At 74.9% G+C, this 13,157-nt stretch carries 11 protein-coding genes; 6 read left to right on the top strand and 5 right to left on the bottom strand.

The window, feature by feature from the left end:
• Positions 1 to 357 precede the first annotated feature (357 nt).
• The gene (locus tag ACR807_RS37740; protein WP_438926311.1) at positions 358 to 1,527 is read left to right on the top strand and encodes a sensor histidine kinase; all 1,170 of its coding nucleotides are present in this window, start codon (positions 358 to 360) and stop codon (positions 1,525 to 1,527) included.
• A gap of 6 nt (positions 1,528 to 1,533) precedes the next feature.
• Here ACR807_RS37740 and ACR807_RS37735 read toward each other — a convergent pair whose 3' ends face one another.
• Entirely contained in the window at positions 1,534 to 2,616 is a 1,083-nt protein-coding gene (locus ACR807_RS37735; RefSeq protein ID WP_438926310.1) for a hypothetical protein, read from the bottom strand.
• 212 nt (positions 2,617 to 2,828) lie between these two features.
• Between ACR807_RS37735 and ACR807_RS37730 the strand changes: the two genes are divergently transcribed.
• Together ACR807_RS37730 and ACR807_RS37725 are read left to right on the top strand one after the other, a co-directional pair.
• The gene (locus ACR807_RS37730; protein ID WP_438926309.1) at positions 2,829 to 4,130 is read left to right on the top strand and encodes an amidohydrolase family protein; all 1,302 of its coding nucleotides are present in this window, start codon (positions 2,829 to 2,831) and stop codon (positions 4,128 to 4,130) included.
• Positions 4,131 to 4,194: 64 nt separating this feature from the next.
• Entirely contained in the window at positions 4,195 to 4,731 is a 537-nt protein-coding gene (locus ACR807_RS37725; RefSeq protein WP_438926308.1) for a hypothetical protein, read from the top strand.
• On the opposite strand, the gene ACR807_RS37720 is transcribed toward ACR807_RS37725, so the two are convergent.
• The 4 genes from ACR807_RS37720 to ACR807_RS37705 form a co-directional block, all read right to left on the bottom strand.
• The gene (locus ACR807_RS37720; protein WP_438926307.1) at positions 4,728 to 5,435 is read right to left on the bottom strand and encodes an SDR family oxidoreductase; all 708 of its coding nucleotides are present in this window, start codon (positions 5,433 to 5,435) and stop codon (positions 4,728 to 4,730) included. The two genes, ACR807_RS37725 and ACR807_RS37720, sit on opposite strands and share 4 nt — an antisense overlap.
• Before the next feature lie 58 nt (positions 5,436 to 5,493).
• Positions 5,494 to 7,587: a PhoX family protein gene (locus tag ACR807_RS37715; RefSeq protein WP_438926306.1), complete on the bottom strand. Its 2,094-nt coding sequence runs from the start codon at positions 7,585 to 7,587 to the stop codon at positions 5,494 to 5,496.
• Positions 7,588 to 7,720: 133 nt separating this feature from the next.
• A complete protein-coding gene (locus ACR807_RS37710; protein ID WP_438926305.1) occupies positions 7,721 to 9,772 on the bottom strand; it encodes a PhoX family protein in 2,052 nt (683 codons plus the stop codon).
• Positions 9,773 to 9,832: 60 nt separating this feature from the next.
• Positions 9,833 to 10,993, bottom strand: a complete 1,161-nt coding sequence (locus ACR807_RS37705) for an MFS transporter (protein WP_438926304.1) — start codon at positions 10,991 to 10,993, stop codon at positions 9,833 to 9,835.
• 65 nt (positions 10,994 to 11,058) lie between these two features.
• Between ACR807_RS37705 and ACR807_RS37700 the strand changes: the two genes are divergently transcribed.
• The 3 genes from ACR807_RS37700 to ACR807_RS37690 all read left to right on the top strand — a co-directional run bounded on the left by ACR807_RS37700 (position 11,059) and on the right by ACR807_RS37690 (position 13,100).
• A complete protein-coding gene (locus ACR807_RS37700; RefSeq protein ID WP_438926303.1) occupies positions 11,059 to 11,706 on the top strand; it encodes an HAD family hydrolase in 648 nt (215 codons plus the stop codon).
• A 10-nt stretch (positions 11,707 to 11,716) separates the two neighbouring features.
• Positions 11,717 to 12,445 (top strand): SDR family NAD(P)-dependent oxidoreductase, encoded by a 729-nt coding sequence (locus tag ACR807_RS37695; protein WP_438926302.1) that lies wholly within the window; start codon positions 11,717 to 11,719, stop codon positions 12,443 to 12,445.
• A gap of 106 nt (positions 12,446 to 12,551) precedes the next feature.
• Positions 12,552 to 13,100 (top strand): DUF4232 domain-containing protein, encoded by a 549-nt coding sequence (locus tag ACR807_RS37690; protein WP_438926301.1) that lies wholly within the window; start codon positions 12,552 to 12,554, stop codon positions 13,098 to 13,100.
• Positions 13,101 to 13,157: the final 57 nt, after the last annotated feature.

Below are 13,157 nucleotides of genomic sequence, written 5' to 3'. Positions count from 1 at the left end.
CCGGCCGCCTCGCCGAGCTGCTCCGGCGGCGCGCCGGGGCCTGAGGCGCCCGCCTGCCGTCGGGTCCACTTTCGTCAGGTCCGCCTTTCGTCAGCGCTGCGAGTCGACCAGCACACCGGCGAGCGCCATCAGCACGAGCACCAGCAGGCCGAGCACAGCCCCAGCCCACGTCATCACCACTCCGAACACGGCGGTCCTCCGTTCCCCGACTTGTGGCTCCAGGGTCACCCCGCGTTTCGTCATCCGGCATCGGCCACTGGTGTGTTTCGGCGGGCATTCGGGTCAGCCTCGCGGCGGATGCCCCACCCGACCGGGGGCGGACGCGCGATCCACCCGCAGGACCTACGGTGGTGTGCCGTGGAGAGCACTCACCTCGGGTGGCGCGCCCTGGCCCGCCGCCAGTGGCCCCTGGCGTGCGCGCTGCTCTTCTTCCTCGCCACGGAGCAGATCGGCGACGCGGGCCGGTGGCAGCTGCCCGGCACGGCCGTGGTCTGCGCGCTGGCCGTGCTGGCGCCCCGGCGGCCGTTCGACGCCGCGCTCGCCGCCGCCACCGCCGTGGTCGCCGGGTCGGTGGTGCTGCTGGTCGTCGGGCAGTCGCCCGCGCTACCCGTGGTCGCGGGTCTGACGATCTCCGAGACGGCGGCCGTGATGGCGACCGTCGCGGTGGTCGTGCGGCAGTCCCCGTGGCCGCGCGCGGTGGTCGCGGTGGTGGCGCTCGTCGCGGCGTCGGCGGTCAGCGAGCCGCTGCGGCCCAACTACTACCTCCAGCACTGGGCCGAGCTGGGGTACTCGGGGCCGGAGGTGTGGCAGCAGGCCCTGGGCGGGTCGGTGCTGCTCGCGCTGTCGATCGGCACCGGGCTGTACTTCCGGGCGCGGGACCGGGAGCGCGCGACGGCGGTGCGCGCCGAGGTGGCGGCGGCGCAGCACGCGGAGCGCATGGCGCTGGCGCGCGAGCTGCACGACGTGGTGGCGCACTACGTGACGGCGATCGTGGTGCACGCGCAGGCGGCGCAGGCCGTGCCCGGCGCGGCGCAGGAGGTGCTGCCGGTCATCGCGCACAGCGGGAACGAGGCGCTGACCGCGATGCGCCGGCTCGTGGGCACGCTGCGCGGCGCGGAGGCCGAGGCGCCGTCGCCGGCCGCGACCAGCGACCTGGCCGACGACGTGCGCGGGGTCGTGGAGGAGTCCGGGCAGCCGGTGCGCCTGCACGTCGACCTGCCCGACGCGGTGCCGCCGTCGCTGGGGCGGTCGGTGCTGCGCCTGGTGCAGGAGTCGCTGACCAACACCCGCAAGCACGCCGAGGGCGTGTCGGCGGTGGACGTGTCGGTGTCCGTGGCGGACGGCCGGGTGCACGTGGTGGTGGCCGACGACGGCCGCGCCGCCCGGACCGCGCCGGTGGGCGGGTCCGGCGGGTACGGGCTGGTGGGCATGAGGGAGCGGGTCGAGCTGCTGGGCGGCCGGTTCAGCGCGGGCTCCCGGCCGGGTGGCGGCTGGGAGGTCCGGGCCGAGCTGCCGGTGGCCGGGTGAGGCGCCCTACGTGGTGGCGGTCCTGGGCTCGGGCAGCTCGGCGGGCAGCGGGTAGGTGAACGCCTGGGCCGGGTCGTCGAGCGCGAGGTGCCGGCCGGCGGTGAGGCGCCGGCGGGGGCGCTGGGCGGGGATGCCGCCGGGGAGGCCGGCGGCGGCGATGGCCGCGCGCAGGTCGCCGACGAGTTCCTCCAGCTCGGCGATGCGGGCCTCGTAGCGGGCCTGCGCGTCGCGGTGGGCGCGGACGACGGTCCAGAGCAGCTGGTAGCTGCTGCGCTCGGGGTCGGTCCCGGTCCTGGCGGGTGCCTCGGACAGGGCGGTGCCGACCTGCGGAGCCTCGGACGGGGTCGCCCCGGCCTGCGGCGTGTCGGCCTGCTGCGCATCGGCGGGGGCGGACGGGGCCGGGACGGACGGGGCGGTCGCGACGCCCCCCGCGGCGGCCGGCGCGGTCAGGACGACCGCCGCGGGCGGGAGGTCGGTGGGCGGGGCGTCGGCGGGCGGGGCGTCGGCGGGCGGGGCGTCGGCGGGCGGGGCGTCGGTGGGCAGGGCGTCGGCGGAGGTGTCCGCCGGGGCGTCGGTCGGGGCGTCGGTCGGCAGGTCCGTGGGGGCGTCGGCGGGGAGAACAGGGGTCAGGCGGTGCTTCCGCGCCCACTCCGGGCCGCCGATCAGGGCCGTGCTCACCTCGCCCACCTCGTCCACCTCGGTGCCCAGCCACGCCGGCCGGGCCTTCGGGTCCGGGGTGCCGCCCGACGCCAGCGCGTGCAGGTAGCGGGCGGTGGTGAGGACGTCCTGGGCCTTCGCCGGGTCCACCGCCGCCTTGACCAGGCCGGCCACCCGGTTCCACGACGGCCTGCCGGACGCCCGCGCGGCGGGTCCGATCCAGCGGCCGACCTCGGCGCGCACCGCGCCCAGCGAGCGGTTGTGCGCCCAGTGCCTGCGGTCCCGGGCGGCGAGCTTGAGGACCCTCCGGCAGGCCGTGCTCAGCCTTCCGTGGCCGTCGGCCAGGTGCACCACCAGGTACAGCGCGAGCCAGCGGTGCTCGCGGGACAGGCTCGGGTCGGTGAAGTCCGCCTCCGACCGCAGTACCGCCACCACGCGCTGCTCACGGGCACCGGGCCCGGCGCCGTCACCGTCACGAGCCGCCACCGTCATCCCTTTCGCCGCATCCGTCGAACCGCTTCCGGACGCTACGGCCGATCCCCGCCGCGCACTCGCCCAGACGGCCAAACCCCCTCTTCGTGTCACCCGGAGGGGCACGCGGCGGTGGCGTGTGTCAGCCGAACGGGTGGGGCAGGATCAGCACCATGTCGCTGCGCCTGCACGCTCCCGTCGTCCTGCCCTGTGATCCCGGCTGCTCGGTCCTGCGCGACGCCGTCGTCGACGTCGTGGACGGCCGGGTGTCGTTCGTCGGCCCGAGGGCCGACGCGCCCGAGTTCGCCGGCGAGGTCCGCGAGCTGACCGGCATCCTGCTGCCCGGCCTGGTCAACACCCACGCGCACAGCCCGATGGTGGTGCTGCGCGGCCTCGGCGGCGACCTGCCGCTGCTGCGCTGGCTGCGCGAGGCGATGTGGCCGGCCGAGGCGAAGATGAAGCCCGAGGACATCGGGGCGGGCATGCTGCTCGGCGCGGTGGAGATGCTGCGCAACGGCGTGACGACCAGCGCGGAGATGTACTTCCACGGCGAGCAGCTGGTGGACGCGGTGCTCCGGGCCGGGTCCCGGGTGCTGTTCGGCGCGGCGATCATGGACCTGCCCGGGATGCCGTGGCGGCCGATGGCGGACGAGATCACCCGGTGGATCGACGCGGACGGGCTGCGGTTCGGCCCGGACGAGCGGGTCGAGCTGGGCTACGGCCCGCACTCGGCTTACACGCTGTCGCCGGAGGCGCTGGGCGAGGTGGCGGGCGAGGCGCGCGAGCGGGGCGCGTTGTTCCAGGTCCACGTCGCCGAGTCGCTCGAGGAGGACGTGGCGCAGCGCGAGTCGCACGGCTCCGTGCCGCGGCTGCTGGAGCAGGCGGGCGTGCTCGGCGGGCGGGTGCTGTCCGCGCACTCGGTGCACCTGTCGCCGGAGGACGTGGCGATCTACGCGAAGCACGGCGTGGGCGTGGCGCACTGCCCCGGCTCGAACACCAAGCTCGCCTCCGGCATCGCGCCGATCCGGTCCTACGTGGACGCGGGCGTGAAGGTGGGCCTCGGCACGGACGGGCCGGCGTCCAACGACGACCTCGACCTGTTCGAGGAGGCCAGGCTGGCGGCGCTGCTGGCCCGGGTGACCGCGCTGGACGCGACCGCGATGCGGGCGGCCGACGCGCTGCTGCTGGCCACCCGCGGCGGCGCGGCGGCGCTGGGCCGCGACGACCTGGGCGCGCTGGAGCCCGGCCGGTGGGGCGACGTGGTGCACGTCGACGTGGACGACCCGGCGTTCGCGACCGGCCTGGACGCGCCGGACGAGCAGGTGCTGGCGAACCTGGTGTGGGCCTCGGGCACGCGGCGCGTCAAGGACGTGTGGGTGGCCGGAAAGCAGGTCGTGGCCGACGGCGAGACGACCGGCGTGGACCGGCACGAGGCGCAGGCCGGTGTGCGCGCCGTGTCCGAACGGCTCCGCTAGGCAACAGATCGGCCCGCTGCGGCGTCTTGGAGGAGACGGCTGACGCCCCTCGGGAGGACGCACGATGATCCGCACGACGCTGACCACCGCACTCGCGCTCGCCTCCCTCGTCGCGGGCGCGGGCCCGGTGGTGGCAGACCCGGTGGTGGCCGACCCGGTGGTGGGGAACCCGGCGGTCGCGGGGACGGGGCGGTCGCCGGGTGACGCGGCGCGGTTCGCCGAGCGCGAGGCGCTGCTGGTCCGGCGGCTGGTGCCGGGGTCGGCGGACGTGGTGGTCGCCGGCTGGACCCGGGGCGCGGGGTACGCGACCGGCGAGGTGCGGTTCACCACCCCGGGCGGCCCGGACGCGCTGTCCGTGCGGGTCGAGGGGCCGGGGTGGTCGACCCCGGCGCGGGTGTGCGCCCTGGCCCGGTGCACGGGCGCGGTCCGCCAGCACGACGGCGGCCTGGTGGTGTTCACCGAGGGCGCGGGCCGGCGCACCACCCACGGCTTCCGCGGCAACGGCGAGGTCGTGTCCGCGTCGGTGGCGGCGACCTCGTCGGTGGCGGACCGCGACCTCGCGTGGTTCGCCACCGACCGGGTGCTGACCTTCGCCGGCTAGGTCCGGGGCCGGGGCCGCACGACGACCTCGGTGACGTGGGCGTCCTCGCCCGCGAGCACCGCGCCGGCGACGGCGCGCGCCACGGACTCCGCCCGCAGGTACAGGTTCGGCTCGTACTCGCCGCTCTCCTGCTCGCGGACCCCGCGCTGCATCGGGGTGTCGACCCGGCCGGGGTGCACGGACGTCACGCGCACGTCCTCCTCCTCGGCCCGCAGCACGTCGGCGTAGGCGCGCAGCGCGAACTTGCTCGCCGCGTAGACGCCCCAGTTCGGGTTGGCGCGCAGGCCCGCGCCGGAGTTGACCAGCACGACGTGGCCGCGCGCGGCGCGCAGCAGGGGCAGCGCCAGCCTGGTCAGCTCGGCGACGGCGACGACGTTGAGGTCCAGCGTGCGGCGCCACACGTCGACGCCCGCGTCGGCCAGCGGGCCGAGTTCGGCGACGCCCGCGCTGTGCACGAGGACGTCCAGCCGGTCGAGGCCGGCCACGGCCCCGGCGAGCGCGGCCGGGTCGGTCAGCTCGACGGGCCACGGCGACGCGCTGCCGGACGCGCCGCCCGGCGCACCGCCCAGCTCGGTGGCCAGCGCGTCGAGCGCGTCGGTGTCCCGGCCGCCCAGCAGCAGGTCGTGGGTCGGCGCGAGGGCGCGGGCGGTGGCCGCGCCGATGCCGCGCGACGCACCCGTGATCAGGGCAACGGGTCGGGTCATGGGAGGACATTAACGGGCAGGGGCCCGCACCACCCGGCACGGACCCCTCCCCCTCGGGTCAGCCGCAGATGCGGCCCTTGTCCTTCTTCCACGCCGCCACGACCGAGGGCCGCGGCTGGGTGGCGCCGCCGTCCGGCCAGTGCGACAGCGGGGTGTCGGCGGACGCGCCGTCGATCTCGCCCGGGTGCTGCACGGACACCAGGACGAAGTCGTCCTCGATGACCGGGCCGCACGTCTCGGCGCCGCGCGGCACGGTGAGGAACTGCTTCACCCGGCCGCGGTACTTCCCCTCGACCGGCAGGGCGAACAGGCCGTCGTTGGAGCCGAGCGCGTTGCCGTCGGTGGAGACCCACAGGTTGCCCCGGCTGTCGAACGCCAGGTTGTCCGGGCACGAGATCGGCGAGACCTGCGACTTGTCGTAGCCGCCGAAGTAGGTGTCGGCGGAGTTCGGGTCGCCGCAGACCAGCAGCAGCTTCCAGGAGAACGTCGTCGCGGTGTTGTCGCCGCGGCGCTCCTCCAGCTCCAGCACGTGGCCGTGGCGGTTGGTCGGGCGCGGGTTGGGCTCGGTCGGCCCCTCCTTGCCCGCCTTGCCGCGGTCGGTGTTGTTGGTGAGCGCGGCGTACACGCGGCGGTTGCGCGGGTTCGGCTCGACGTCCTCGGGGCGGTCCATCTTGGTCGGGCCGACCGCGTCGGCGGCCTGCCGGGTGAAGACGTAGACCTCCTCGGCGGTGAAGCCGGGCACGAACGAGCGGTTGCCCGACGCCAGGGGAATCCACTCGCCGGTGCCGTCGAACTCGCCGTCGGCGGGCAGCGCGCCGGTGCCGGTGATCTCGGCGGCCGGGCTGTCGCCGCTGAACTTCGCGACGTAGAGCGTGCCCTTGTCGAGCAGCTTCTTGTTGTGGTCGCGGGCGTGGCGGCTGTTGCCCGGCTTGTACTTCTCGTCGGAGACGAACTTGTACATGTAGTCGAAGCGCTCGTCGTCGCCCATGTACGCGACCACGCGGCCGTCGCGGGCGATGATCACGTTGGCGCCCTCGTGCTTGAAGCGGCCGAGCGCGGTGTGCTTGACCGGCGTCGAGGTCGGGTCGAGCGGGTCGATCTCGACGATCCACCCGAACCGGTTGACCTCGTTGGGCTCCTGCGCCACGTCGAAGCGCTTGTCGAACTCCTCCCACCGGCGGGTCGACGCGCCGCCGGACAGGCCGTAGCGGCTCAGCCGGGCCTTGGCGACCGGGTCGGTGACGGTGCCCGCGTTGGCGAAGTACTGGTTGAAGTTCTCCTCGCCGGACAGGACCGTGCCCCACGGGGTCACGCCGCCGGCGCAGTTGTTCATGGTGCCCAGGACCTTCGTGCCGGACGGGTCGGCGGAGGTCTTGAGCAGGGCCGAGCCGGCGGCCGGGCCGGTGAGCCTGAACTCCGACGTCATCGTGACGCGCCGGTTGTGGCGGCGGTCGACCTTGGCCGTGAGCTTGCCGCTGCGGCGGTCGCGCTCGACCAGGACGACGGACATGCCGTGCGCGGCCCAGGCGATCTCGACCTGCTCGCGGGTGGTGGTGTCCGCGGTCCAGCCCTTGAACATCGCCGATTCGGTCGTGTACTCGTGGTTGCTCACCATGAGCCAGCGCTCGCCGGGGCCGTCGAGGGGCACCAGGCCGCAGAAGTCGTTGTTGAAGCCGAACTGCTTCGCCTGCGCGGCGGCGGTCTGGCGGTCGAAGTCGAACGCGGGCGCGCCGGGCAGCACCGGGTCGCCCCAGCGGATCACGACGGACTGGTCGTAGCCGTCGGGCACGACCACGCGGTCCTCGGTGTTCGGGGTGACGGCGGTGAAGTTCAGGCCGTCCTGCCGCCGGCCGCCACCGAGGTCGCGGTCGGCGTCGGCGTCCGGGCGGCGGGGGTCCGCGGCGGCGGTGCCGGCGCCGAGCAGCCCGGCGCCCGCGCCCGCGACGGCCAGCACCGCACCGGCCTTCAGCAGACCGCGGCGGCGCACGACCTCGCCCACGACGTCACCGAAGTAGGTGTTGCCGGAGCTGTTGGGCGCCTCGTGGGCGCACGCGTCGCCGCAGCGGAACTTGCAGGTGACCGCCGACCGCCCGAGGGGGTGGTTGGGCAGCAGGGGCAGCAGGCGCCGCCCCCGACCGGTGGATGAGGACACGCGGACCTCCGACATCGCTCAGTGGGAACTGGGCGAACGTAGGAGTGCAATCCCACGCGGAGCGGACTTCGAGGTGAACGCGGGACGAACACCTCGAAGTCCGCACCCAGGGGAACCGCCTGGTCACAGGGGGTCATTCACCGATCCGGCGGCCCTCCCGCCACACCGCGACCACGGACGGGCGGGGTTGCGAGTCGCCGCCGTCGGGCCAGTGCGACACCGGGGCGTCCGCGCTCGCGCCGTCCACCTCGCCCGGGTGCTGCACGCAGACCGTGACGACGCGCTCGCCGATGACCGGCCCGCACGTCTCCGCGCCGCGCGGCACGGTGAGGAACGCCTTGAGGTGGCCGCGTTCCCGCCCGGCGACCGGCACCGCGTACAGGCCGTCGTTGAGGCCGCCGAGCGCGCCGCCGGAGTCGCTGGAGATCCACAGGTTGCCGTGCCGGTCGAACGCCACGTTGTCCGGGCTGGAGATGGGCGACACGCGCGACTTGTCGTAGCCCGCGAAGTAGGTGTCCGGGGACGCCGGGTCGCCGCACACGAGCACCAGGTTCCACGTGAAGGCGAGTGCGAGCGCGTCGCCGCCGCGTTCGGTCAGCTCCAGGACCTGGCCGTGCTTGTTGTCCACCCGCGGGTTGGGCTCGGTGGCGCCCTCCTTGCCCTCCTTGCCGCGGTCGACGTTGTTGCTGAGCGCGCAGTAGACGACGCCGGTGTGCGGGTGGGTCTGGATGTCCTCGGGGCGGTCCATCTTCGTGGCGCCGACCCGGTCCCCGGCGAGGCGGGTGAAGACGTAGACCTCCTCGGCGGTCATGCCGGGCACGAACGAGCGGTCGCCGCTCACCAGGGGCACCCACTCGCCGCGGCCGTCGAACCGGCCGTCGGAGGGGAGCGTCCCGGAACCGTCGACCTCGGCCGGCGGGCTGTCGCCGGTGAAGCGGGCGACGTAGAGCGTGCCGTCGTCGAGGAGGGTCGTGTTGTGCCGGCGGGCCGAGCGGCTGCCGCCCCGGCGCACCTTGTTCCTGGACACGAACTTGTAGATGTACTCGAAGCGCTCGTCGTCGCCGGAGTAGGCGACCACGCGGCCGTCGCGGGCGACGCGGACGTTGGCGCACTCGTGCTTGAAGCGGCCGAGGGCGGTGTGCTTGACCGGCGTCGAGGTCGGGTCGTGCGGGTCGATCTCGACGACGTAGCCGAAGCGGTTGGCCTCGTTCGGCTCCCGCGCGAGGTCGAACCGCTCGTCGAAGCGCTCCCACTTGCGGGTGGTCGGGTTGTCCTTGATGCCGTAGCGGACCTCGCGCGGGTCGCCGGTGGCGGCGAAGTACTGGTTGAAGTTCTCCTCGCCGGACAGGACGGTGCCCCACGGCGTGACGCCGCCCGCGCAGTTGTTGAGCGTGCCGAGCACCCGCGTGCCGGTCGGGTCGGCGCTGGTCTTGAGCAGGTCGGACCCGGCGGCCGGGCCGCGCAGCTCGAACGGCGTGGTGGCGGTGATCCGCCGGTTGTGCGGGGAGAAGCGCGGGGTGAGGCGGCCGTCGCGGTCCTGGTCGACGCGGAGCACGGACAGGCCGTGCGCGGCCCACGCGATCTCGACCTGCTCGCGGGTCGGGTTCGCCTCGTCGTAGCCGCGGAACATGAACGGCTCGCCGGTGTACTCGTGGTTGGTGACCAGCAGGTTCACCCGGCCGGGCGGGTCGAGCGGCAGCAGGGCGGCGAAGTCGCAGTTGTAGCCGAACTGGCGGGCCTGCGCGGCGGCGGTCTGCCGGTCGAAGTCGAACGCCGGGGCGTCCGGGAACAGCGGGTCGCCCCAGCGGACGACGACCGCCTGCCGGTAGCCGTCCGGGACGACGACCGCGTCCAGGGTGTTGGGCGCGACCGGCTCGAAGTCGAGGCCGGGGGCGGGGCGGTCGTGGGCTCCGGCTTCGGCTTCGGCTCCGGCGGCGGGGTCGGGGTCGATGGCGGTTCCGGTGACGGGCGCGGCGCCGGCGGCGGCCGTCGCGTTCGTCGTGGTGAGCGCGGCGCCGAGGACGACGCCCGCCTTGATCGCGGTGCGGCGGCCGACCAGGTCGCCGAAGTACGGGTTGCCCGAGGTGTTGGGCACGTCGTGGAAGCACGCGTCGCCGCAGCGGTACCGGCAGGTCACGGCCGCGCGGCCGGGTGAGTGGCCGGGCAGCAGGGGTAGTGGTCGCACTCGAACGCCTCCTACGGTCAGTCCGGGACCAACTGACCGTAGGCCGGCGTTCACCCGTTGTTAACCCGCCGGCTCCTCGCCGACCAGCACGGCTTCGGCCGGGACGGCGTGCCGCCGCGCGTGGCCGAAGGCGAGCAGGACGGCGGCGAGCACGCAGGCCGCGGCGGCCCAGGCGAACGGCTGCGGCAGGTGGCCGACGAACGTGGCGGCCAGCGCGCCGCCGAGCCAGCGCAGGAAGTTGTAGCCCGCGCTCGCCACCGGGCGCGGCGCCGGGCTGACGCTCATCGCGGTGCTGGTGAACAGGGTGTTGAGCAGCCCGGACACGATGCCGCTGACGACCACCGCGACCACCAGGAGCGGCTTGCTCGGCACGGCCATGAGCAGCATCAGCACGGCGAAGGCGAGGACGGCGGCGACGGTCGTGCGGCGGTCGCCGAAGCGGTCGGCCAGGCGCGGCGCGAGCCAGACGCCGGAGACCGCGACGCACAGGCCCCAGCCGAAGAAGACCAGGCCGATCTCGACCGCGCCCCAGCCGAGGACGAACGGCGACCAGGCCAGCACGGCGAAGAACGCGGCCGTGTAGAGGGCGGAGCCGAGGGCGGTGCGCAGCAGGTCGGGGTGCCGGAGGGCGCGCAGCGGGTCGAGTAGGCGGATCGCGTGGCGGGGCTCGTCGGCGGTCAGGAAGACCGAGCACAGCACGAGCGCGACGGTCATCAGCACGGCGGTGCCGAGGAACGGGCCGCGCCAGGAGAAGCTGCCGAGCAGCGCGCCGAGCAGCGGTCCGACGCTCAGGCCGAGGCCGAGGGCGGCCTCGTAGAGCAGGATCGCGCCCTTCTGGCCGCCGGTGGCCGCGCCGACGATGACGCTGAGCGCGGTGGCGATGAAGAAGGCGTTGCCGAGGCCCCAGACGGCGCGCAGGCCGACGAGCTGGCCGATGCTGCCGGCGAGCGAGCACAGGACGGTCGCCACGACGATCAGGGCGAGGCCGCCGACCAGGGTGCGCTTGGCGCCGAAGCGGGCGGCGGCGACGCCGGTGAACAGCATCGCGACGACCTGGACGCCCAGGTAGGAGGAGAAGAGCAGGGTGACTTGCGGCGGTGTGGCGCGCAGGCCCTCCGCGATCGACAACAGGATGGGGTCGACGAGGCCGATCCCCGTGAACGCGATGACCGCGGCGAACGCCGTGACCCACACCTGACGGGGTTGGTCGAGGAAATTCACTTAGCCAGCCTAACCGATTTTGGTTAGCATGACGAAGTAAGTGCGCTCACACTACGGTCGGTGGCGTGGATGCGGTGGTGTTCGACCTCGACGGCGTGCTCGTGGACTCCGAGACGGTGTGGGACGAGGTGAGGCAGGCGTTCGCCGTGGCGCACGGCGGCACGTGGACGCCGGCGGCGACCCGCGCGATGCAGGGCATGAGCACCCCCGAGTGGGGCGCCTACCTGGTCGAGGAGGTCGGCGTCGAGCTGTCCCCGGCGGACGCGGCGGCCGGCGTGGTCGCCGAGATGGACCGCCGCTACGAGGCCGGCCCGCCGGTCCTGCCGCACGCCGCGGACGTGGTCCGCGCCATGGCCGCGAGGTGGCCGGTGGCCATCGCCAGCTCGTCCCCGCCGAGCCTGATCACGGCGTTCCTGCACGCCACGGGCCTGGCGGAGGTCGTGCCGGTCGCCGTGTCGAGCGAGGAGGCGGGAGCCGGCAAACCCGCGCCCGACGTCTACCTGCTGGCCTGCGCGAAGCTCGGCGCGGACCCCGCCCGCAGCGCCGCCGTGGAGGACTCGACCAACGGCCTGCGCGCCGCCCTGGCCGCCGGGATGACCGTGTACGCCGTGCCGAACCCCCACTTCCCGCCGGACCCGGCGGTGCTGGCGGAGGTCACCGCGCTGGGCGGGATCGAGGACCTGCCCGGCGCGCTCGGGGTGCCGCGGCCCTAGCGTGCACCCCATGGAGCAGCGGGTGGCGGTGGTGACCGGGGCGGCGCAGGGGATCGGGGCGCGGGTCGCGGCGGTGTTGGCGGGGGACGGGTACGAGGTCGTCGGGTTCGACCTGCGGGAGACGCCCGGCGGGGTGGTGGGGGACGTGGCGTCGCCCGCGGACGTGGAGGAGGTGGTCGAGCGGGTCGCCGGGCGGGTGGACGTGCTGGTCAACAACGCCGGCATCTCCGGGATCGCGCCGTTCGAGGACGTGCCGCTGGAGGACTGGCAGCGGATGCTGGCGGTGAACCTGACCGGGCCGTTCCTGCTCACGCAGGCGCTGGGGCGGCTGATGCTGGCGCGCGGCGGCGGGTCGGTGGTCAACGTCGCGTCCGTCGCCGGGCTGCGGGGCGTGGCGGACCGGGCCGCGTACAACACGACCAAGCACGGGCTGATCGGGATGACGCGCACGCTCGCCGTCGAGTGGGGCGGGCGGGGTGTGCGGGTCAACGCCGTGTGCCCCGGCTGGGTGAAGACGGAGATGGACGTCGCCGACCAGGCCGGCGGGCACTACTCGGACGCCGACATCACCGACCACGTGCCGATGGGGCGGTTCGCCTCGCCGGACGACGTCGCGCAGGCGGTGGCGTTCCTCGCGGACCCGCGCCGGAGCGGGTTCGTCAACGGGGTCGCGCTGCCCGTGGACGGCGGGTGGACCGCGGACGGGTCGTGGCAGGCGCTGCGCCTGACCAAGAGGTGACATGATCCGCGTCACACACGTGTTCTCCGGCGAGGGGTGACGCGTCCTACCCGGCAATGCGGGCGGACGGAACGGGGGACGCGTGAACGGGACGTGGACGCGCGGGGTGACGGCGACCCTGGTCGCACTGGTCGCGGCGACGGCGCTGGTGGGCTGCTCGTCGACGTCGAAGTCGAAGTCGTCGAAGGGCGGGTCGACCACCGCCAAGAGCACGAAGAGCGCCAAGACGACGAACCGGAGCAAGCCCGTCGAGCGGTGCGACGACCTGGGCGTGACCGCGGTCCCGGGCTCCCCGGCGGACGGCGGCCGGCAGGCGCTGGTGATCGTGTTCACCAACCGCGACGACGGGGACTGCACGGTGTCGGGCTTCCCCGGCGTGCGGCTCGACGGCGCCGACGGGCTGCGCTGGGACATCGCGCGCGAGGAGGGGGCGGAGACCGCCCCGCTGACGCTGACCCCCGGGGGCAGGGCGGCGGCCACGCTGACCTACGCGCCGCAGCCCGACGGCTGGGAGGTGCGCGGGCTGGTGGTCACGCCGCCGGGCACCACCGCCGCGCAGGAGCTGGCGTGGCCCGCGGGGCGCGTGCTGCTCCAGGACGGTGCCACCCGCCCGGCCACGCACGTCGGCCAGGTCGCGCCGTACAGCGGCCCCTGACGGCGGCCCTCGACGGCGGCCCTCGACGGCGGACCCTGACTGGAGGCCCTGACGGCA

The organism is Saccharothrix sabaoui (genome assembly GCF_051756985.1).
Taxonomy (GTDB): domain Bacteria; phylum Actinomycetota; class Actinomycetes; order Mycobacteriales; family Pseudonocardiaceae; genus Actinosynnema.
Note: the sequence above shows the minus strand (reverse complement) of the source record. Positions and strands in the feature narration are given on the sequence as shown.

Bases quoted from the DNA above. Each gene is read 5' to 3' on its own strand.
- ACR807_RS37730 (WP_438926309.1), top strand. From the start codon at position 2,829: ATGTCGCTGCGCCTGCACGCTCCCGTCGTCCTGCCCTGTGATCCCGGC.
- ACR807_RS37725 (WP_438926308.1), top strand. From the start codon at position 4,195: ATGATCCGCACGACGCTGACCACCGCACTCGCGCTCGCCTCCCTCGTC.
- ACR807_RS37720 (WP_438926307.1), bottom strand. From the start codon at position 5,435: ATGACCCGACCCGTTGCCCTGATCACGGGTGCGTCGCGCGGCATCGGC.
- ACR807_RS37695 (WP_438926302.1), top strand. From the start codon at position 11,717: ATGGAGCAGCGGGTGGCGGTGGTGACCGGGGCGGCGCAGGGGATCGGG.